We start from the raw sequence: 21689 nt of genomic DNA, 5'->3' as shown, positions 1-21689 counted from the left end.
GCACCGGGAAATCCCGGCGAGCAGATTGTAAAGGCGATCTCGATCTTTGGGCTACGTCTAAATATTTCGATTCAATGTAGCTTTTAGTGTTGGCCAAAGCAGGCCGAAGGCCCGTCTCATGGGATCATCCGGCGTCCGATATGGCCTGCATGTGGTGCTGCGATTTGTCGTCGCCAAACGTATACCTGAATGTGATGGCAATGTGCTGATTTCCGCCGACAGGCGTGGTTTTCATGGGCCAATCGGGCAGGAAGAGCAAAGGAATCGTGTATTTCAAGGCGTCCGCCAACACACCGCGGTGAACAGCCGGTGTTTTACAAAACCCGGCTGCCCGGATGTTCATGTGACTACCGGGCGTCGTACCACCACACTTCCGGCATGTATTGCGGTCCATCGCCATAGATTGGCACAGTGTCGGGGAACCTGAGCTCGCGTATGTGGGCAATCCGCCCGACATCAAAACTCCAGATCGGGATGACATAGCGACCGGCCGTCAGAACCCGGTCAAGCGCGCGGGTTGCCGCGGTGAAATCTTCAGGTGTTTCCGAGGCAAGCATGGCGTCAATCATCGCATCAACAGCGGGCGAGGCTACTCCCATCAGGTTGCGTGTGCCGGGTGTGTCCGCGTTCTCGCTTCCCCAATACAAACGCTGTTCATTGCCGGGAGACAGTGAAAGAGCACGCCGGAAAGGCGTAACATCAAAATCCAGTTCCCCGGTGCGCCCGACATACTGCGCGTTGTCGACCTGTTCCGTCGTAACCTGAATGCCAAGCCGTTCCAGAGCGCGGGAATAAATCTCGACCACCGACGCCATCTCGCTGTCACCCTGCTGCAGCAAGACCGTCATTTTGAACTGGTCACCATTCGTGTTGCGCAAGACCCCGTCCTGAACGGTCCAACCCGCTTCGGTCAACAGTTTGGTGGCTTTGCGAATATTTGCGCGGTTGCGGGCTGAACCGTCACCCTTCGGCAGTTCATACCCTTCCAGCGTGCCGGGGATCAGATCAGAGGCAAAGGGTTCCAGCTGGGCTTTTACCTGCCCTTGGGCCGGTCCGGGCTGCATGGCCAGGTCCGAGCCTGAAAAGTAGGACGTGATCCTTGGCTGCGCCCCACCAGTGATCGTGTCGTTGATGAACTCGAAGTTGAAGGCCAGCGTCAGGGCCTCGCGAACGCGCCAGTCGTCGAACGGGGCTTTGCGGGTGTTCATCACAAACCCGGTCATGCCTGACGGTTTGCCATGCGGGATCTCGGTCTTGATGACATCGCCGCGCTGAACGGCGGGGAAGCTGTATTGCGTGTCCCATTTGTCGCCGTTGAACTCACGCACCGCTGATAGCTCACCGGCTTTGAAGGCCTCGAACAGGACGCTGCCGTCGCCGTAGAACTCGATCCGCATTTCATCCAGATTCATGGTGCCGCGACGGAACGGGATATCCTGCCCCCAATATTCCGGGTTGCGACGTAGGTTCACATAGCGCCCGGCCTCGTAGCTATCGATCACATAGGGGCCGGTGCCGATTGGGACATCGTGCAAGGCGGCGTCGGCAAATTTCTTGTCCTTCCACTGTGCCTTTTGGAGGACCGGACGCATCCCTGCGAGCAGGGCAAGTTCGCGATCCGGCACGTTGAAAGTAATCCGAACCGAACGCGGGCCGGTCTGTTCGATCCTGTCGATTTTGTCCCAAAAACCGCGATAGCGCAGATGCCCCTGAGTGCCGAGCGTCTCGTATGACCAGATCACGTCGTCAATCGTGACCGGGCTGCCGTCGGAAAACCGGGCCTCTTCCCGCAGGGTAAATTCAACCCATGACCGGTCGGGAGCCGTCTCAACTGATTCGGCTAACAGCCCGTAAAGTGTGAAAGGTTCGTCCCAGGATCGCCCCATCAGGCTTTCATGGGTCCAAAATGGCAATTGCCAGGGCGAGGTGCCTTTTTGCAAAAACGGGTTCAGGCTGTTATAGCCGCCAGTATTTCCGAAAACGACTTTGCCGCCTTTGGGCGCATCGGGGTTGGCATAGGGTAGTGACACAAAATCCGGTGGTAGGGCCGGGTCTCCATACATAGCTATGCCATGAGACGATTCTGCATGGGCGGAAGAGATCATGAAAATGCTGGCGATTCCCGCCGCAAGTGGTCGAAACGGTCGGAGAAAATCCGGGCTCATTTTGGAAACAATCCTGCTCTGGCCTTATTTTGTTGGGATTCACCGTAGTGATGATTTTTCATATTATCAAACTTTTAGCTTGGACGAAGGCGTGGAATTGCTTATAAAGGATGCACTGCTCGATAGGTTTCTTGCCTGTATGAAACCTGCCTCAATAACTTAACGCCCGCTTCGTGCGGGCGTTTTTTTTGGCTGCTTGAGAAGTGTCAGGCTGGGATTTCAGACTGGTGTGTTTCCCCGTTTTCTTTGCAGGTGCAGCATGGCATTGTGCACCAAATCATCGCATCAGGGAGAACGGTCATGAGCCTTTCCGGCAAAACAGCAATCATCACTGGGTCTAATTCTGGCATCGGTCTGGGGGTCGCGCGCGAGCTAGCGAAGGCTGGAGCAGATGTCGTCCTTAATTCCTTTACAGACCGTGACGAAGATCACGCGTTGGCTGCTGAGATTGCCAAAGAGACCGGAACCAACGCGCGTTACATCAAGGCGGACATGTCAAGAGGCGATGAGTGCCGCGCGCTGATTGAGCAGGCCGGATCTTGCGACATACTTGTGAACAACGCGGGCATTCAGTTTGTGTCCCCGATCGATCAGTTCCCGGTGGATAAATGGGATGCGATTATTGCGATCAACATGAACTCGGCCTTTCACACGACCGCGGCCGCACTGCCGATAATGCGCAAAGCGGGATGGGGTCGTATCGTGAATATCGCCTCGGCGCATGGTTTGACGGCGTCGCCGTTCAAGGCAGCCTATGTTGCCGCCAAGCACGGGGTGGTGGGGATGACCAAGACCGTTGCCTTGGAAACGGCGCAAGAACCGATCACCTGCAACGCCATTTGCCCAGGCTATGTGCTGACGCCTCTGGTCGAAGCCCAGATCCCGAACACGATGAAAGAATACAATATGAGCCGCGAGGAGGTTGTGAAAAACGTGCTTCTTGAACGGCAACCTTCCAAGGAATTCGCCACCGTTGAGCAATTGGGCGGGACAACCATTTTCCTGTGCTCGGACGCGGCGGCGCAGATCACGGGAACCACGATTTCTGTCGATGGCGGCTGGACCGCCTTGTGATTGGCCTTGGGGGCGCTGCCCCCAAACCCCCGGAGTATTTCTGAAAAGATGAAGGGTGAGGGCGGTGATACGGATCAATCTGGCTTTGCAGGGCGGCGGTGCGCATGGGGCATTCACCTGGGGTGTGCTTGACCGGCTGCTGGATGAGGAAGACATCGAGGTTGCTGCGATCACCGGAACATCCGCCGGTGCGTTGAACGGTGCGGCGTTCAAATCGGGGATGGTTCATTCAGGACGTGAGGGTGCGCGCGCGCAACTGGATGGGCTTTGGAGGCGTATGGGCGCGATTGGTGACATGCGTATCGCCAATTGGTTTCGCGGGTTGGAACCGGCCGCAATCGCGCAGGCGATGGAATATTCGGTGCCGTTTTCCTTCGGTGATGCCTGGTCGCGGATGGTGTCGCCTTATGCTTATGGTCCATTCTACAGCAATCCGCTGGAGCCGGTGGTGGACAGGTTCAATTTTGCGGAAGTTTGCGCCGATGCGGGACCCCGCCTGTTTGTGTGCGCTACCTGTGTGAGAAGCGGCAAGATCCGCGTGTTTACCGGCGAGGAGGTCTCGACAGATGCCATTTTGGCTTCGGCCTGCCTGCCGACCCTGTTCAAGGCTGTCGAGATATTTGATCCAAAGACAGACCGGATCGAGGCCTATTGGGATGGCGGTTATACTGGTAATCCGGCGCTCTATCCGCTGTTCAACAATGATCTGCCGGATGATGTGGTGATCGTGAATATCAACCCGTTGGAGCGCGACGCGGTGCCGGTCACACCGCAGCAGATCCAGAACCGCATAAACGAGATCAGCTTCAATTCATCCCTGTTTCGCGAATTGCGGGCAATCAGCTTTGTTCAACGGCTTCTGAAAGAGGGCAAGCTGAAGGCCGGGGACATGAGCCGCGTTCTGGTGCATATGATTGCGGATAACGAGTTGATGAGCAGCCTGTCTGTTGCCACCAAAACCGTGCCCAACCCGGTTATTCTGCACAAGCTGAAACAGGCGGGGCGGGTAGCGGCGGATCGTTTTCTGGCCAAGCATAAGAGTGATCTGGGTCAGACCAGTACTGTCGATCTGCCAGCTATGTTCGGTTAATCACTCGGGCGGTTGCGTGGGGTCTTTTTCGTTGGGATAAACGAGCCCGGCCGAAATCACCAGTTTCGCGGCATCCTCTATTGTCATGTCCAGCATAATTACGTCTTCAACCGGGAAAAACAGCAAAAAGCCCGAGGTCGGGTTCGGTGTGGTCGGGACAAAAACGCTGAGCAGCTCTCCTCCGGTTTCCGCGCGTTTGCTGATTTCGCCTTTGGCGGTTGTCGAGACGAATCCAATGGCCCAGATCCCGCGGCGGGGATACTGGATCAGGCATGCCTTCTCAAAAGAGCGTTCGGTTTGGGCAAAAACGGTTTCCGAGATCTGTTTGATCCCGGAATAGATCGAGCGGACGACCGGCATCCGATCTACCACGCTTTCAGCGAACAGGATCAGGGACCGGCCCAGAATTCCTTTTGCGATCCACCCTACGATAACGGTAAAGATCAGGAAGATCACGACGCCCACGCCGCGCAGGTTGATACCGACGTAACGTTCCGGTTGGAATTGATGAGGAACCAGCGGCAGGACCGCACTGTCGATCCAACCGACTACCGACCAGATCAGCCAGACCGTCAGCCAGACCGGCGCAATGACAACCAGCCCCGTCAGGAACGACGCGCGCAGCCGTGCCAGCATGCCGGGGCGGCGATGAAGCGGTTCTTCGTCGAACGGTGTATTCATCTTGGATCCGAGTGGTTATCGGGATTTAGGTAGTCAATCGGTAGCCTTGGCACAATAGGCTTGCGTTATCCCTGTTCTACCAGTGCCCGTGCAATCGCCGCCGCGAGGCGCGCATTGTTACGCACAAGGGCAATGTTGGCAGTCAGCGAACGGCCTTCGGTCTTTTCAAAGATACGTTGCAGCAGATAGGGCGTCACATCTTTTCCGGTAATCCGATGCGCATCAGCATCAGCCTGTGCCTCGGCGATGATGGGGGCCAGTATTTCGGCAGGGATCTGATCCGCGATCGGGATCGGGTTGGCCACCAGCTGCCCGCCAGGCAGGCCCAATGCGCGACGGGTTGCATGGGCCTTGGCGATAGCTTCTGGAGTGTCCATGCGCAGGGGGGCAGCATAGTGTGACTTTGCAGACCAGAAGGCAGGAAACGCATCCTGACCATGGGCGATGACTGGAACCCCCAGCGTTTCCAGAACCTCAAGGGTTTTGGCCAGATCAAGGATAGCCTTAGCTCCGGCTGCGACGACGGTGACCGGTGTATGGCCAAGTTCGTGCAGATCAGCCGAGATGTCGAACGTGGTTTCGGCGCCCTGATGCACGCCACCGATGCCGCCTGTAGCAAATACCTCGATCCCGGCGTAATGCGCGGCGATCATAGTGGCGGCGACGGTTGTGGCTCCGGTGCCGCCGGTCGAGATGCATGCCGCCATATCCGCGCGCGAGATTTTGGCAACGCCTTGCGCCTGACCCAGCCATTGCAACTGGTCCGGCTCGAGCCCCACATGCAATTTGCCTTCAATCACCGCCATGGTTGCCGGAACCGCCCCCGCATCGCGGATGTCCTGTTCGACCTGAGCCGCAACTTCGACGTTTTGCGGGTAGGGCATGCCGTGGGTGATGATGGTGCTTTCCAGCGCAACGATGGGATGGCCCGCGTCCTTGGCGGCGCGGACCTCGGCAGAATATTGGATGTCGATCACAGTGGGGTTTCTCCGGAAACGTAGGTTGCTGCGGCATGCAGAGCGCGGGTTAGAGCCTCGTCACTTGATGCGCCGCCGGATTCTGAGGCGATATGAGCCGCCATGAAGGTATCCCCGGCACCGGTCACACGGGTGACCAGAACGGAGGGGGGTGTTTGGGTCAGAATTTCGTCTGAACTACCGACCGTGGCCGAGCTGCCACCATCGGTGACCAGCACGCGTAGCGCGCCACGATCCAGAAGGCCTTTTGCGGCAGATTCAGAATCGGTGAATTCGCGCTGGCACAATATTCCTGCCTCTTCGAGGTTCACATAAAGCGTGGCGCGGGCATGTTTCAGGAAGGGCAATAGGCGCTCGGCCTTACCGGGCGAGGCCGGGGCAACACGCAGATCGGCACGGGCGAAAGCAGGGCTTTGGGCGATTTCTTCCAGCAGGTTCAGGGTCAGGTTGCCGTCAAGCGCAATAGGTCCCTCAAAGGGCGTGTTTTCATAGCCAAGCGGGCCGTGCATCAGCGGTCGCAGGATCTTTGCGCCAGCGGCTTCCAGCGAATGCGCGTCGGCAATGGCCGCGATCAACCCGTTGGCACCTTCGACGGCCATATACCGGTCGGTTGGCAGGTCCTGCGAGCGATAGATGTGATCCGTGATCATGCCGAGGCGGGAGCAGGCATGAATCAGTTCGTCGCCCTCGGGGTCACGACCGATGGCAGTCAGCAGGGTGGGCGTCATACCAAAACGCACCAGCGTCATGGCTATGTTCATCGCAACACCACCCGGCAGGCGGGTAATCCGGCCGGGCACGTCCGAGCCATGCCGCATGGCACTGGCTGATCGTCCGATCACGTCCCACAGGACCGAGCCGATACACAGGATATTACTGTTCTGAGTCATAAAGGACGTCATGCCGCAGCGGTGATGCCCATGCAAGTCAGAACGTTACCGCAATCAGAGATTTACGATCCACAGGTCCGATATACCCTTTGGGCTTGCGATCTGCGGCCTTCGCGGGAACAATCGAAAGCAATGATTGGTGATTTGATTTTCCTGTTGGAGCTTTTCGTATGAATGGCCCTGCTTTCCGCGCCATCTTTCGAACCCTCAAAACCTGTGCCCTGAGTTTTTTTGTTCTTGCAACTTTATATCCCGGATCGGGCAGGGCGCAATCCGCCCCGCCGACCGTTGTTGATTTCTGGATCAAGTCCAACACTCTGTTTCTTGAGTTGAAATGGAATGCCGAGGCCATGTTGACCGGGAACAATCCCGCGCAGCCCGCTGCGTTTTCCGACGATCCAAACTACAAATCCTTGCGGCGAATGGTTTCGTCTGAGCTGGAACCCCAGATCAGAGAGTTCGTTCATCTCTGGAAACAAAATCTTGTGGTAGAGGCACCAGAGCGATTGAGTTTGTCTTATGAAGGTGTGCGTATTCCTGTAGTGGGGGATACGGGAAAAGTACGCATATCCAAGCTGTTGCTGACTGCACCTTTGCCCGATCAGGCGTCAAACCTGCGTCTGACCTGGCCGTCAGAAAGCGGACCAATCGTTCTGCGACAGCAAAATGTCGCGGCGCCATACACCGGGTATTTGGCTGCCGGTGAAGCCAGCCCGCTGATCCCCTTGCAAGGCGGGGCGTCTCTGACAACGCAACAAACATTGCAGACATATTTCACAAAAGGGGTCGATCAGTTTCTCCGAAACCCAATTAAGCCATCCATTCTTGTTTTGGCGCTAGTGTTTCTGTCTTTGAAATTGCGCCCGGTGGTATCTCAACTGATGTTCCTGTCAGCGGGCGCCCTGATCGGGCTTGGGCTGGGATTGTATGGCGTATTGGATGCAGGAAAAGTGAGCGAGGCCCCTGTTCTGGTTGCTTCGACCATCGTTCTGGCGCTGTGGAACCTGGTTGCCCGGCGATTGCAGGTCTGGCGTTTGTTGGCGGTTCTCGCCATTGGCGGTTTTCAAGGTCTGGTAATTGCCTCGAACCTGATCGGGATCGGGGTGCCACCAGATCATTTGCCCCCGGCCATCCTGGGCTTTGGCGCCGGGAGTATTCTGCCGCTTGTTGTTGTGGCCCTTGCTGGGCTTGCTCTGTCGCTTTTGTTTTCTGGCGGCTCGCACCGAACCCGAGGCCGGATATCGGTTCTGGCCTCGATGTTGATTGCAGGTGCCGGTGTCTTTTGGATTGTCGAGCCTTGGGTGCTGGGTTAAGGCAACGCCGCCAGCAGCGTTTTCAGCGCCGCCAGCGGATCGTCACTGCCCCAGATCTCATCGCCAATGCCAAAGAAATCAGTGCAGGGGGCCAGGTCGCGGATCAATTCTGGTGTCAGCCCACCTTCGGCCACAACCGGAACCTCGATCATCTCGGACCACCATTGGAACAGATCCTTTTCGGCGCGGGTCCCATCCCTCAGTTTGGCTGAGCCGACAGGACCGAAGGCCACATAATCCGCTCCGTTTTCGCCAGCAGTCATACCATCATGGCTCGACGCGCCGCAAAAGCTTCCGACGATTGCATCAGCGCCCAGTTCCTTGCGCGCGGTGCGGACCGAGCGTGCAGCATCATCCAGGTGCACCCCGTCCAGCCCCAGACGCTGCGCCAGCAATACATGGTTCGAGATCACGATGGCCACGTCGCGCGCGTGGGCGACTTCACGGCAAGCGTCGGCCGCGCGAGCGATGGTATCTTCGTCACTTCCGGCCAACGCGAGGCGGATACAGGCAATCTCGACCCCGTCCAGCACATTCGCCAGCTTGTTCGTGAACGTGCTCAACTCGATAGTCGGAGGCGTGATCAGGTAAATCTGCGGCTGCTCGGGGGTGTCCATGGGCGCGTCCTTCGGCTTTCAGTCTTTGGCGCGGTTTAGCGGATTGCGGCTGGGAAGCAAACTTTTATGGTCAAGAGCCTGCAAATAACGCCCCTGCGCCTTGCCCTGCAAGAGCCTGCCAATTACAGCAGGCCAAGTTTTCTTAAGGTGAGCCATGCCCAGCGACAAACCCCAGCCTTCCTTCGTTCTTGTGCGCCCGCAGATGGGTGAAAACATCGGCGCTGCTGCGCGGGCGATGTGGAACTTTGGGCTGGACCGGATGCGTATTGTAGCCCCCCGTGACGGCTGGCCGAATCCCAAAGCGGTGGCAATGTCCAGCGGTGCAGGGCGCTTGCTGGATGAGGCGCAGTTGTTTGATGATCTGGCCGGATCGCTGGCCGACAGCACGTTTGTCTTCGCCACAACAGCTCGTCAGCGGGGCTTGACCAAACCTGTCTACAGCCCCGAACACGCAATGAGGATTGCCGCCGAAAAGATCGCTGCGGGCGAGAAGGTTACAGTTCTGTTCGGCCCTGAACGCGCGGGGCTAGAGAATGAAGACATCGCCAAGGCCAACGCGATCATCTCGGTGCCGGTGAACCCGGAATATGCCTCGCTGAACCTTGGTCAATGCGTATTGCTGACCGCCTATGAGTGGATGCGCCAGACCGCGGATGTGGTGCATGAGTCGACCGACCTGGGCAAAGGCGACTGGGCCACTGGGGTCGAGGTCGAAAAACTTGTCGAGCACTACGAGGACAGGCTGGAGGAGGCGGGGTTCTTCTACCCTCCCGAAAAGGCCGAAGGGATGAAGGTTAACCTGCGCAACCTGTGGTCGCGGATGCGAATGACGCGGGCCGATGTGCAGATGTTGCACGGGATCATGCGGCAGATGGTCCGCTGGAAGGATAAAGGCTGAGGCTGGACCTATCTTCACCCAAGCCCTAGCTTGCGACGAAATCAGGACATGAGGACAGCATGAGCGGTAAGCGCAGCATCTTCGAAGAGGTCACGAACACCGAAATACAACAGGCGGTTCAACCCGGTATGATCGACCGGGGGCGCGGCGGCGCGCGCAATGCGATCCGCATCTGGCTGATGATCCTGTTTGCTCTGGTCGTTGTGATGATCGCGGTTGGCGGCCTGACGCGCCTGACCGACAGCGGCCTCTCGATCACCGAATGGCGTCCGATCACCGGAGCTTTGCCGCCGATGACCGAGGCGGACTGGCAGGCAGAGTTCGACAAGTACAAGCAGATTGACCAATGGCGCATCCAGAACCAGTGGATGGAGTTGGGTGACTTCAAATCCATCTATTGGTGGGAATGGGGCCATCGTCAGTTGGGTCGCATGATCGGTCTGGTCTGGGCCGTTGGATTTCTAATCTTCCTAACAGCCCGCAAGATCCCGACAGGGTGGACCGGAAAGCTGATCGTTCCGGGTCTTCTTGGCGGTCTGCAGGGCGCTGTTGGTTGGTGGATGGTGGCTTCGGGCGTCACCCAGGGTGAAGGCATGACAGCCGTCGCAAGTTACCGTCTGGCAACACACTTGGGGCTGGCCTTTGTGATCCTGGGATTTCTGGCCTGGTACATCTTTGAACTTGGCCGGGAAGAGCGTGACCTGATGCAGGCGCGCCGGGCCAAAGAGGTCAGGTTGTTTTCCTTGTCTACAGGGCTGATGCATTTCGCCTTTTTACAAATACTCATTGGCGCGCTTGTCGCCGGGATCGACGCCGGGCGGTCTTACACCGACTGGCCGCTGATGGGGGGGCACGTGCTGCCCCCGGATGCGACTATGTTGGAACCGATGTGGCGAAATTTCTTTGAAAGCCCCGGTCTGGTACAGTTCATCCATCGCTGTGCGGGGTATCTGCTGTTCATCTTTGCCGTCGTCGTCTGGCGGCGTGGCGGCAGCAGCGCGCATCCACAGACGCGTTTTGCCTTCAACGCTGCTTTCGCCGCGCTTTCGTTACAGGTCGTCGTCGGCATCGTGACCGTGGTTTACGGCGCGCCATGGCAGGTCGCTATCTTCCACCAGTTTATGGCCGTCATCGTTTGGACGCTGATCCTGCGCGCGCGGTTCCTCACGGCTTATCCAATCGCAACATCTGTGCGCGGAGTTTAAAACTATGACCGCTTTCAATGAACTGATGACCTTTCAGCGGGCAACTTCGGCTTTGGGCCAGATCGCCGGTCGGCTTGGCTGGGATCAGGAAACCGTCATGCCGCGCGGCGCAGCGCCTCAGCGCGCCGAAGAAATGGCAGCTATCGAATCTGTCCTGCACGCGCGCCGTTCCGATCCTCGTGTTGCCGAATGGCTGGATCAGGCCGCACCTCAGGATGAGGTCGGCAAGGCGCAGATGCGTGAAATCCGGCGCGCATATGATCGCGCGGTGAAGGTGCCTGCTGATCTGGCAACGGCGATTGCCCGTGTGACGTCCGCTGCACAGGGAAAGTGGGCGCAGGCGCGCGCAGACGAAGATGTCTCGGCCTTTCTTCCGGTTCTGGAAGAGGTCGTGTCGCTGAAACGACAGGAAGGCGAGGCGCTGGCGCAAGGGGGCGACGTATACGACGCCATGGTCGGAGATTACGAACCTTACACGACCAGCGCCCAGATCGCGGATATCTTCGACCAGATGCGCCCACGACTGGTAGCCCTGCGTGCCGCCGTGCTGGAGCGGCCCGAGCCCGCTGCCCTGAACCGCAGTTTTGATGAGCAGACCCAGATGCGTCTGACACAAAAACTGGCGGTCGCCTTTGGCTATGACCTGAACAATGGCCGCGTGGACAAGGCGGTTCACCCATTCAGTTCCGGCAGCGGTCTTGACGTCCGCATCACCACGCGAACCAGCGAAACAGACCCGTTCAACTGTTTCTATTCCACCATTCACGAGGTGGGCCACGCCGCCTATGAACAGGGGATCGACGAGAAATACCTCCTGACACCGCTCGGGTCTGGCGTGTCGATGGGCGTGCATGAAAGCCAAAGCCGGATCTACGAAAACCAGTTGGGTCGGTCGCGGGCCTTTACCGGATGGTTGTTCGAACAAATGAAAGAGGCGTTCGGCGATTTCGGCATTGCCGATCCGGACGCGTTTTATGCGACGGTCAACCGCGTCCATAACGGCTATATCCGCACCGAGGCGGATGAGGTCCAATACAATCTGCACATCATGCTGCGGTTTGATCTGGAACGCGCGCTGATGGCCGGAGACTTGCAGGTCGGCGATCTGGAGGCCGCCTGGAATGATCGGTTCAAGGCAGATTTCGGTTATGCGGTCGACAAGCCCTCGAACGGTTGTTTGCAGGATGTGCACTGGTCGGTTGGGCTGTTCGGTTACTTCCCGACCTACTCGCTGGGCAATGTCTATGCTGGGTGCCTCTATCAGGCCTTGCGCGTCTCTGAACCCGATCTTGACGCGCAACTGGCCCGAGGCGACACGTCCGGCGCGACCGGTTGGTTGCGTGAGCATGTGCAGCAGCATGGCGGCCTTTATGCGCCGCGCGAGGTGATTGCCCGTGCCAGCGGTGTTGAACCCGGACCGGACCCATTGCTAAGCTATCTTGAGGCCAAGTTCGGCGCGCTCTACGATTTGTGAGTTTCCGAATTGCCTCCCAAGCGTTAGAATCGGTGCACCGATACCATCGCCTGGGAGGCAACGATGACCGGAAAAGCCCGCAAGAAAGCCAGTGATTTTGATCCGCGTATCCTCGAGATATTCGACGGATATGTGCACGGCACGATGTCCAAGCGTGAGTTCATCTCAAAAGCCGGTAAATACACGGCTGCTGGAGTGACAGGCGCAATGATTCTGGACCAGTTGCAACCTAATTACGCCTGGGCTCAACAGGTGGCCCCGGACGATCCCGCGATCCAAACCATGGTGGTCGCATATGACAGCCCGGACGGGCATAGCGAAACCAGCGGCCTGATGGCGATGCCGGCAAATGCCGAAGGTAAACTGCCTGCGGTACTGGTCGTGCACGAGAACCGGGGTCTAAACCCTTATATCGAGGACGTTGTGCGCCGCGCGGCCAAGGCCGGTTTCCTGGCTTTTGGACCTGATGGGTTGTCCCACCTTGGCGGCTATCCCGGTACTGATGAAGAAGGGCGCGAGATGCAGCGCTCGATGGACCGGGAAAAACTGATGGCGGATTTTTTCGCGGCTTTTGAGTTTTTACGTGATCACGAACTTTCGACAGGCAAGGTTGGCGCTGTCGGATTCTGCTATGGCGGAGGTGTTTGCAACGCCTTGGCCGTGGCCTATCCGGACCTTGCGGCCTCGGTGCCATTCTACGGTCGGCAACCACCAGCCGAAGATGTTCCGTCCATCGAAGCACCTCTTATGATTCACTATGCCGGTCTGGACGAGCGTATCAACGCTGGATGGCCAGCATATTCAGAGGCATTGAAAGCCAATCAAAAGAAATTCAGCGTGCACTTCTATCCGGACGTCAATCACGGTTTTCACAACGATACGACGCCCAGGTATGACGAAGCCGCGGCAAATCTGGCATGGAGCCGGACCATCGCTTTTTTCAATGCCTACCTGACATGAACTGAACCCCGGGAATCGTCGAACCGGTGCCCGGGGTTACTGTCATTCTTCCTCGTCGCCCTGATCGGCGATCCACGCGACGCTGACGACTTCTTCGCCCTTGCCGGTATTGAATACCTTCACGCCACCTGCGGAACGTGAGCGGAACGAGATTCCATCGACCGGCACCCGGATAGATTGGCCTTTCGATGTGGCCAGCATGATCTGATCGTCGATCTCGACCGGGAAGGATGCAACCAAATCCCCACCGCGCATCGCCTTGTCCATCGCGGCTACGCCCATGCCGCCACGTCCGCGCACGGGGTAGTCGTGGCTTGAACTCAACTTGCCAGCACCACCGGCGGTGATGGTCAGGATCAGGTTTTCAGCCGCCGACATCTCGGCATATTTTTCCTGGCTGAAATCGCTGCTTGCTGCGGCTTCCTCGTCGTCACCAGCGTCTTCTTCGGTAAGCCCTGCAACTGCACGTCGCATCTTGAGATAGGCCACACGATCTTCGGGGGTCGCCTCGAAATGACGGATCACGGACATCGACACGACGCGGTCACCGTTGATCAGCCTGATCCCCCGGACACCTGTGGATTCGCGTGAGTTGAAGACTCGCACGTCGGTGGTCCGGAAGCGGATCGCGCGGCCGGAATTGGTGACCAGCATCACGTCTTCGTCTTCTGAACAGATGCGCGCATTCACCAGTTCGACGCCGTCGGGCAGCTTCATCGCAATCTTGCCGTTGCGCCGGACATTGGTGAAGTCCGACAAGCGGTTGCGACGCACGTCACCCGCGCTGGTGGCAAAGACGATCTGGAGGTTTTCCCATTCCTCGTCCGGTACATCCACGGGCATGATTGCGGCGATGGAAACACCGGTTGGGATCGGAAGGATGTTGACGATGGCCTTACCTTTGCCGGTGCGCCCGGATTGGGGCAAGCGCCAGGTCTTGAGCTTGTAGACCATCCCATCTGTTGTGAAGAACAGCAGTTGTGTATGGGTGTTTGCAACGAAGAGGTTGGTAACAACATCCTCTTCCTTGGTCTGCATCCCCGAAAGGCCCTTGCCACCGCGTTTCTGGGCGCGGAAATCTGCCAGCGGCGTACGTTTGATATAGCCGCCCGAAGTGATGGTCACGACCATGTCTTCGCGCTCGATCAGGTCTTCGTCTTCCATGTCACCAGACCAGTCGACGATCTCAGTGCGGCGGTCGACCGCGAACTGGTCACGCACGCTGCGCAGCTCATCAGCGATGATGCTCATGATCCGTTCGCGTGAGGACAGAATATCAAGGTACTCCTTGATCTTGGCTGCCAGTTCTTCCAGCTCGTCCGTGACCTCTTTTACGCCCAGTTGGGTCAGGCGCTGCAAGCGCAACTCCAGAATGGCGCGGGCCTGAACCTCGGTCAGGTTATAGGTGCCATCGTCATTCATTTTGGACAGAGGATCGTCGATCAGGCGCAGATAACTTTCGATTTCGGAGGCAGGCCAGCGGCGGGTCATCAGCTTTTCACGCGCTTGCGCCGCGTCCGCAGACGACCGGATCGTTGCGACCACTTCATCGACGTTGGACACCGCCACAGCCAGACCACACAGGATGTGACTGCGTTCGCGCGCCTTGCGCAGGTCGTAGGCGGTGCGGCGGGCAACGACATCTTCACGGAAGTCGATGAACGAGGTAAGGAACCGGCGCAGGGTCAACTGCTCTGGGCGGCCACCATTCAGCGCCAGCATATTGCAGCCAAAGGAGGTCTGCATCGGCGAAAAGCGATAGAGCTGGTTCAGCACCACCTCGGGCGTCGCGTCACGTTTGAGCTCGACCACAACGCGTACGCCGTTGCGGTCGGATTCGTCCTGTACATGGGCCACGCCTTCGATCCGCTTCTCGCGCACGGCCTCGGCGATCTTTTCAATCATCGCGGCCTTGTTCACCTGATAGGGAATCTCGTCGACAACGATGGCATAGCGGTCCTTGCGGATTTCTTCTACTCGGGTCTTGGCGCGGATGATGACGCTGCCACGGCCCTCCAGATAGGCCTTGCGCGCACCGGAACGCCCCAGCATTAGGCCACCGGTCGGAAAGTCGGGACCGGGGATGTATTCGATCAGCTGTTCTGATGTAAGGTCGGGATCGTCGATCAGCGCCAGAGTCGCATCGACCACTTCGCCAAGGTTGTGCGGCGGAATGTTCGTCGCCATCCCCACGGCGATACCACCGGCGCCATTGACCAGCATGTTCGGGAAACGGGCCGGCAGAACCGTCGGTTCCCGGTCCTTGCCGTCATAGTTATCCTGAAAATCGACCGTTTCTTTTTCGATATCAGCCAACAGGGAAGCGGCGGGCTTGTCCATCCGCACTTCGGTGTAGCGCATAGCCGCCGGGTTATCGCCGTCCATCGAGCCAAAGTTGCCCTGACCGTCCAGCAGCGGCAGCGACATCGAGAAATCCTGCGCCATCCGCACCAGTGCGTCATAGATCGCGCTGTCACCATGCGGGTGGTACTTACCCATCACGTCGCCCACCGGACGGGCCGATTTGCGGTACGATTTGTCGTGCGTGTTCCCCGTTTCGTGCATCGCATACAGGATGCGGCGATGCACCGGTTTCAGCCCGTCGCGCAAATCAGGGATCGCGCGGCTAACGATGACCGACATGGCATAGTCCAGATAGGACGTGCGCATTTCGGATTCGATGGAAACCGTCGGGCCGTCGTAGACTGGGCGCTCGGGCGGGGTTTCATCCATGTTTTCAGGAATTTCTGGCGTATCGCTCACGTAAACTGCCCGTGTCTTGTTCTGGGTCTATATCTTGTGGGTGTATCTTATCAGACCCGGCACATAAGGTGCAAGCAAGCAGCGCCTTTACGGGGATTTTCCGCGGTAATACTCAAGTAACATATTGTTATATAAGTATTAGAAGTTTTTCGTGGTATCTTGAATGGACCTTGTATCAAGCAGGAGGTCTGCATGAACCCAAGCGAAACCGAATTGATGCTCAAGGGGTACGGGCTGACAACGGCAGAGTTTTTCTATCATATGCCCGACTATATCCACGTCTTGAACACGTTCATCTGGCAGGATTACGACCTTGCGCCGGATCATCCGAAACTGTTCAAATTCATCGACTTCTGGCAGCGCGAAATCGAAGGCCCGCTGCATTCGGTCAAATTCACCCATCGCAAAATGATCGCACCGGGTGAGTGGCGCAACATGGTGGGCGAGTTTCGTGTGAACTGAGCGAAGGGCAAGTACAAGTTCCGTTGGTGCATGCTCTTCAATCATTGAAGCGAAATGGTCGGCGCGTGTCTGATGATGCGTCCGAAGCGAAATCAGGAATTCCTGAATCGTTCAGCTAGAGCAACTGGCACCGCCCAGCACGCAGAATTTGGCACAATGGGGGTGGTTCAGGTGAACGTCAGCCTCGGATTCGGCCAGAGAATGCCCCATCTCGAACTCCGGCTCGTAGGGCAGCAGGGTGCAGGCCAACACGGCAGGCCGGTCAGCGCCTTTCCGTTTCACCACCATGCGGGCGCTGGCGCACATCAATGCATCGGGTGACTTGTTCAGTATTCCCCAGCAAGCCGTTGTAATCTCGGGAACTTCGACAGTTTCGTCCATTTCCGGGAACAGGACGGTCCGAGCCGGGTTATGCGGGTCAATGTCAAAGCCGTGCTCTGTAAAGAATGCGGCATAACCCGCGCGACTTTTCGTGTCAGACTCACCCCAAACGGTGCGCCCGGCAACAGCCATGTTAAAGCCGTGATCGCGCAGCCACTTCATACCCGTCAGGGTTTTTTCAAAGCTCCCCTTGCCGCGTTCAAGGTCGTGCAGTTCTGCGCGGTAATGATCGACGGAAACACGCAGGGTCAGCTTGTCATTGAAAGTCCTTTGCAATGCCAGCAGCCCGTCGCGCACCTTGCGGCGCATCATCGGGGCCATCGCGTTTGTCAGGATCAGAACTTCGTATCCACGCTCCAGCGCGGCACGCGTCATGTCGATCATCTCGGGGTTCATAAAGGGCTCGCCGCCCGTAAAACCGATTTCACGCACTGGCCAATTGCGGGCTTCGATCTGTTCCAGGTAGTCACGAACCTCGTCTGCAGTGATATAAACCAGTGCGTCATTGGTCGGGCTGCTGGCGATATAGCAGCTTACGCATTCAATATTGCACAGCGTGCCGGTGTTGAACCACAGGGTCTGAGGGTTGGTCAGGGAAACCTTTGCGCGGGTCTGGCCATCGGCCGTTACCAGTTTACGCTGAAACTTGCCGATATTGGCAAGCTGAGGGGCGTTGTCTTTCATTCCCGCATCCGGTTCGTTGAAGTCATCAAACTGATCTAGCCCTTTGTCGCGGATTTGGTAAGTCTGGTGCAGGGGTTCTGACAGAGTTTTGATCAACAAGATTTATTGAGCTTTGGTTGCGCTAACATTGGACATGCCGGAAGGGTCAGGGTAAGGACAACTCATGGTTTCACGTGTCATCCCTGTTGATCCATTTGATCTGATCATTTTCGGCGGCACCGGTGATCTGGCGCAGCGTAAGATCCTACCTGCGCTTTTCCGTCGGTATTGTGCGGGTCAGTGGCACGAGGATGCCCGGATTATCGCAGCGGCGCGCGCCGGTCACACGGCGGGCGCCTTTCGTAAGATGGTTGCTGAGTCGCTGCAACGGCACGCTTCGGAACGCGCCCGGGATTCGCAAGCCCTGACCGGGTTCCTGCAACGGGTCGACTATGTATCGCTGGATGCCTTGACGACGGAAGGTTGGGATGTACTGGGTGAAAAGCTCTCGCCCGACCGGGTTCGCGCTTTCTATTTCTCGGTCGGTCCCAGCCTGTTCGGGCCATTGGCCGAGCGGGTTAGGGCGTATGATCTGGTGACAGAAGAAACCCGCATCGTGGTCGAAAAACCGTTTGGACATGATTTGGCAAGCGCGCGGGACTTGAATGCCACGCTGGCCGCGCATTTTAATGAAAATCAGATCTACCGGATCGACCATTATCTAGGCAAAGAAACCGTCCAGAATCTGATGGCGGTCCGCTTTGGCAATATGCTGTTCGAACCGCTGTGGAACAGCCAGTATGTCGACCATATCCAGATAACGGTTGCGGAAACTGTCGGTATCGCAGGACGCGAAGATTATTATGAGCGCGCGGGTGCGATGCGGGATATGGTGCAGAATCACCTGATGCAGCTGCTCTGCCTGATTGCGATGGAACCTCCGGCCAAGTTCGATCCTGACGCAGTTCGGGATGAAAAGCTCAAGGTGATCCGGGCGCTTAATCCGGTTGAACCGCATCACATCGTGCGGGGGCAGTTTGCGGCCGGATCGGACGGGCCGGGATACCGGGACTGCGTTGGCAACCTGCGATCAACCACCGAAAGCTATGTGGCGTTAAAGGCCCATATCAGCAATTGGCGTTGGGCAGGTACACCGTTCTACCTGCGCACCGGCAAGCGTCTGGTGGCGCGCTCGTCGGTGATCAACGTGATGTTCAAGGACGCGCCGCACTCGATTTTCGGGGAAGAAGCGGGGCGTCACGCCAACACGTTGTCGATCCGGTTGCAGCCGAATGAAGGGATCACGCTGAAGGTAACGATCAAGGAACCGGGGCAGGGTGGGATGCGTCTGATCGACGTTCCCTTGGACATGAGCTTTGCCGAAGCCCTGGGCCCCGAAAATCAGGACCCGCCAGATGCGTATGAACGCCTGGTGATGGACGTGATCCGTGGAAACCAGACCCTGTTCATGCGCGGGGATGAGGTTGAGGCCGCCTGGGCCTGGACCGATCCGATCATCGCCGGATGGTTGGCGCGCGGGGACGTGCCGAAGCCTTATGACAGCGGCAGCACGGGGCCGGGCGACGCTGAACTGCTAATGAAACGTGATGGACGCCACTGGCAAGGGATAAAGCCATGAAAATTCAGGAATATGCTGATCGCGAAATGCTTGCCATCGACGTGGCCAACGTGTTGGCGGGCGACCTTGAGGCCGCATTGCTGCACCATGATACCGTTGCAATGGCCGTCCCGGGGGGAACAACTCCGGGCCCGGTATTTGACAGCCTGTGTGCCGCTGATCTTGAGTGGGATCGTGTGCGTGTGTTGCCAACGGATGAACGCTGTGTACCAGCGGATCATGACCGCGCTAACGAGCGTTTGATCCGCGAAAGATTGCTGACCAACCGGGCCTCTGTGGCGCAATATATTCCGCTTTATGTCCCTGGTGCAGAACCTGAGGCAGCGTTGCCCGAAATCGAGTCGCTGATTGTGCCGGTATTGCCATTGTCGGTGCTGGTACTGGGAATGGGTGAAGACATGCACACGGCCTCTCTTTTTCCGGGGATGGAAGGGCTGGAGGAAGCTTTGCGCAGTGATGCACCTACGTTGATCGTTGCCCGGACCGAAGTGCAGCCAGAGGCACGAATTTCCCTGACCGCTCCGGTCTTGGACGGGGCGCTGTCGAAACATCTGATCATCTATGGTCAGGCAAAGCGCACCGTTCTTGAAAAAGCTATGTCGCTACCGCCGGAAGAGGCACCGATCGCCGCAGTTCTTGGTGGCATGACCGTACACTGGGCGGAGTAAGGCAATGCATCTGGATGCTTTGAAAACACTGGCTCAGTCGAAAAGTGACCGTCGTATCCTTGACCTGTTTGCGGCAGATGCAAACCGGGCTGAAGCTTTTTCAGCCTCAACCGGGGATATGGTCTTCGACTACTCAAAAACGCAGATTGATGATGCGGTGCGATCCGCGCTCGTTCAATTGTGTGAAGTGGCTGATCTGGCGTCTCGGCGTGATGCGATGTTTGCGGGCGAGAAGATCAACGAGACCGAAGGGCGCGCGGTGTTGCACACGGCCCTGCGCAACCTTGATGGCGGGCCGGTTGAGGTGGACGGTCAGGACGTTATGCCCGAGGTTCTGGACACGCTGCAACGGATGCGCGTGTTCGCTGAAGAGGTGCGTGGCGGCGCCATCGCTGGGGCGGGGGGCAACTTTACCGATGTGGTCAATATCGGCATCGGCGGGTCAGACCTTGGCCCGGTCATGGCCACGTTGGCGCTGTCACCTTATCACGATGGGCCGCGGGTGCATTACGTCTCGAACGTCGATGGGGCGCATATCGCGGACACGTTGCGGCAGCTCGACCCGACGCGCACGCTGGTCGTTGTCGCCTCAAAAACCTTTACCACAATCGAAACGATGACCAATGCACGCACCGCCCGTGCGTGGATGTCCGAAGGCGGGGGCGATCCGACGCGTCAGTTTGCCGCCGTTTCCAGCGCTTTGGACAAGACGCAGGCCTTCGGTATTCCCGAGGCGCATGTTTTTGGTTTCGCTGATTGGGTCGGTGGGCGTTATTCGGTTTGGGGGCCGGTCGGCTTGCCGGTCATGATTGCGGTTGGTTCAAAAGCTTTTGACGCGTTTTTACGTGGCGGGCAGGCGATGGATCTTCACTTCCGCGCGGCTGACTGGGATGAAAACATGCCCGTGATGCTGGCATTGGTTGGCATCTGGCATCGACAGGTTCTGGGATATACCAGCCGTGCGGTGCTGCCTTATGACCAGCGGTTGTTGCGTCTGCCCGCTTATTTCCAGCAGTTGGAGATGGAATCGAATGGCAAATCCGTGGCGATGGACGGGTCGTCCTTGACCATGCCTTCAGGACCTGTCGTCTGGGGTGAGCCGGGCACCAATGGACAACACGCGTTTTACCAGCTGATCCATCAGGGCACGGATGTCATTCCCTGCGAATTCATGGTTGCGGCCGAGGGGCACGAACCCGAACTGACCCATCACCACCGTCTGCTTTTGGCCAATTGTCTGGCGCAGTCCGAGGCCCTGATGCGTGGCCGTTCGTTCGAAGAAGCGCGACAACGCATGGCGCAGCAGGGGTATCTGGGTGATGAACGGGACCGGCAGGCCCGGCACCGGGTTTTCCCCGGTAATCGTCCTTCGACAACGTTGATTTACCCCAAACTAACACCGTTTGTGTTGGGTCAGATTATTGCGCTTTACGAACACCGGGTGTTTGTCGAAGGCGTGTTGCTGGGCATCAACTCTTTCGACCAATGGGGGGTTGAGCTGGGCAAGGAACTGGCCAATTCGCTTGGCCCCATCGTGGACGGTGAAGAAAGCGCCGAGGGCAAGGATGGGTCGACCGCGGCCTTGGTCGCCTACGCACTGAAACACCGGGATTAGGCGGCGGGAATGTAGTCCGCTATCGGTGTGGGTTGCATTCTCTTATTGTCAGACAATTAAATGATTGGCAGGGTTCCGTCTTAGGAAACGGCTGGACTGACGTGACAGGGAACACCTCTGCCTGTCAGTGCCAGACGGAACAGGCCGGGGCCAG

General features: G+C 57.8%; 19 protein-coding genes. 12 read left to right on the top strand and 7 right to left on the bottom strand.

Features of this window, described 5'->3' with window-relative positions; translation table 11 throughout:
- Positions 1-347: 347 nt before the first annotated feature.
- Positions 348-2165, bottom strand: a complete 1818-nt coding sequence (locus ACR0AM_RS00680) for an extracellular solute-binding protein (protein ID WP_480621861.1) — start codon at positions 2163-2165, stop codon at positions 348-350.
- On the opposite strand from ACR0AM_RS00680, the gene ACR0AM_RS00675 reads away from it, so the two are divergent.
- From ACR0AM_RS00675 to ACR0AM_RS00665, 3 genes are all read left to right on the top strand, one after another.
- Entirely contained in the window at positions 2104-2328 is a 225-nt protein-coding gene (locus ACR0AM_RS00675; protein ID WP_480493162.1) for a hypothetical protein, read from the top strand. The genes ACR0AM_RS00680 and ACR0AM_RS00675 overlap by 62 nt on opposite strands.
- Positions 2329-2465: 137 nt before the next feature.
- On the top strand, positions 2466-3239 hold the full coding sequence (locus tag ACR0AM_RS00670) for a 3-hydroxybutyrate dehydrogenase (RefSeq protein ID WP_480473030.1): 774 nt from the start codon (positions 2466-2468) through the stop codon (positions 3237-3239).
- Positions 3240-3303: 64 nt separating this feature from the next.
- Positions 3304-4329, top strand: coding sequence for a patatin-like phospholipase family protein (locus ACR0AM_RS00665; RefSeq protein ID WP_480621860.1), 1026 nt, complete (start codon positions 3304-3306; stop codon positions 4327-4329).
- On the opposite strand, the gene ACR0AM_RS00660 is transcribed toward ACR0AM_RS00665, so the two are convergent.
- The 3 genes from ACR0AM_RS00660 to ACR0AM_RS00650 form a co-directional block, all read right to left on the bottom strand.
- Positions 4330-5010, bottom strand: coding sequence for a DUF502 domain-containing protein (locus ACR0AM_RS00660; protein ID WP_480473026.1), 681 nt, complete (start codon positions 5008-5010; stop codon positions 4330-4332). It abuts the gene before it with no gap.
- A gap of 65 nt (positions 5011-5075) precedes the next feature.
- Positions 5076-5987, bottom strand: a complete 912-nt coding sequence (locus tag ACR0AM_RS00655) for a pseudouridine-5'-phosphate glycosidase (RefSeq protein WP_480621859.1) — start codon at positions 5985-5987, stop codon at positions 5076-5078.
- Positions 5984-6877 carry a PfkB family carbohydrate kinase gene (locus ACR0AM_RS00650; protein ID WP_480621858.1) on the bottom strand — a complete coding sequence of 298 codons (894 nt, stop codon included), beginning with the start codon at positions 6875-6877 and terminating at the stop codon, positions 5984-5986. Before ACR0AM_RS00650 ends, ACR0AM_RS00655 begins: the two co-directional genes overlap by 4 nt.
- Positions 6878-7047: 170 nt before the next feature.
- Between ACR0AM_RS00650 and ACR0AM_RS00645 the strand changes: the two genes are divergently transcribed.
- Positions 7048-8190 (top strand): hypothetical protein, encoded by a 1143-nt coding sequence (locus ACR0AM_RS00645; RefSeq protein ID WP_480621857.1) that lies wholly within the window; start codon positions 7048-7050, stop codon positions 8188-8190.
- Here the strand turns inward: ACR0AM_RS00645 and ACR0AM_RS00640 are convergent.
- Positions 8187-8807 carry a thiamine phosphate synthase gene (locus ACR0AM_RS00640; protein WP_480621856.1) on the bottom strand — a complete coding sequence of 207 codons (621 nt, stop codon included), beginning with the start codon at positions 8805-8807 and terminating at the stop codon, positions 8187-8189. The genes ACR0AM_RS00645 and ACR0AM_RS00640 overlap by 4 nt on opposite strands.
- A gap of 154 nt (positions 8808-8961) precedes the next feature.
- On the opposite strand from ACR0AM_RS00640, the gene ACR0AM_RS00635 reads away from it, so the two are divergent.
- The 4 genes from ACR0AM_RS00635 to yghX all read left to right on the top strand — a co-directional run bounded on the left by ACR0AM_RS00635 (position 8962) and on the right by yghX (position 13344).
- Positions 8962-9705: an RNA methyltransferase gene (locus ACR0AM_RS00635; RefSeq protein ID WP_480621855.1), complete on the top strand. Its 744-nt coding sequence runs from the start codon at positions 8962-8964 to the stop codon at positions 9703-9705.
- Between the two features lie 59 nt (positions 9706-9764).
- Positions 9765-10910: a heme A synthase gene (ctaA, locus tag ACR0AM_RS00630; RefSeq protein WP_480621854.1), complete on the top strand. Its 1146-nt coding sequence runs from the start codon at positions 9765-9767 to the stop codon at positions 10908-10910.
- A gap of 4 nt (positions 10911-10914) precedes the next feature.
- Positions 10915-12384, top strand: a complete 1470-nt coding sequence (locus ACR0AM_RS00625) for a carboxypeptidase M32 (RefSeq protein ID WP_480621853.1) — start codon at positions 10915-10917, stop codon at positions 12382-12384.
- Between the two features lie 63 nt (positions 12385-12447).
- Entirely contained in the window at positions 12448-13344 is an 897-nt protein-coding gene (gene yghX / locus ACR0AM_RS00620; RefSeq protein ID WP_480621852.1) for a YghX family hydrolase, read from the top strand.
- Between the two features lie 42 nt (positions 13345-13386).
- On the opposite strand, the gene gyrA is transcribed toward yghX, so the two are convergent.
- Positions 13387-16107: a DNA gyrase subunit A gene (gene gyrA, locus ACR0AM_RS00615; RefSeq protein ID WP_480621851.1), complete on the bottom strand. Its 2721-nt coding sequence runs from the start codon at positions 16105-16107 to the stop codon at positions 13387-13389.
- Between the two features lie 192 nt (positions 16108-16299).
- On the opposite strand from gyrA, the gene ACR0AM_RS00610 reads away from it, so the two are divergent.
- On the top strand, positions 16300-16569 hold the full coding sequence (locus ACR0AM_RS00610) for an usg protein (RefSeq protein WP_267366492.1): 270 nt from the start codon (positions 16300-16302) through the stop codon (positions 16567-16569).
- A gap of 111 nt (positions 16570-16680) precedes the next feature.
- Here ACR0AM_RS00610 and ACR0AM_RS00605 read toward each other — a convergent pair whose 3' ends face one another.
- A complete protein-coding gene (locus ACR0AM_RS00605; RefSeq protein ID WP_480621850.1) occupies positions 16681-17634 on the bottom strand; it encodes a radical SAM protein in 954 nt (317 codons plus the stop codon).
- Positions 17635-17797: 163 nt separating this feature from the next.
- Between ACR0AM_RS00605 and zwf the strand changes: the two genes are divergently transcribed.
- From zwf to pgi, 3 genes are read left to right on the top strand one after another with little or no spacing between them, the layout of a single operon-like run.
- Positions 17798-19252: a glucose-6-phosphate dehydrogenase gene (gene zwf, locus ACR0AM_RS00600; protein WP_480621849.1), complete on the top strand. Its 1455-nt coding sequence runs from the start codon at positions 17798-17800 to the stop codon at positions 19250-19252.
- Positions 19249-19920 carry a 6-phosphogluconolactonase gene (gene pgl / locus ACR0AM_RS00595; protein ID WP_480621848.1) on the top strand — a complete coding sequence of 224 codons (672 nt, stop codon included), beginning with the start codon at positions 19249-19251 and terminating at the stop codon, positions 19918-19920. The genes zwf and pgl overlap by 4 nt, the downstream gene beginning before the upstream one ends.
- A gap of 4 nt (positions 19921-19924) precedes the next feature.
- Positions 19925-21535 carry a glucose-6-phosphate isomerase gene (gene pgi, locus ACR0AM_RS00590; RefSeq protein ID WP_480621847.1) on the top strand — a complete coding sequence of 537 codons (1611 nt, stop codon included), beginning with the start codon at positions 19925-19927 and terminating at the stop codon, positions 21533-21535.
- Positions 21536-21689: the final 154 nt, after the last annotated feature.

It is taken from the genome of Ruegeria sp. AD9 (genome assembly GCF_056542305.1).
Note: the sequence above shows the minus strand (reverse complement) of the source record. Positions and strands in the feature narration are given on the sequence as shown.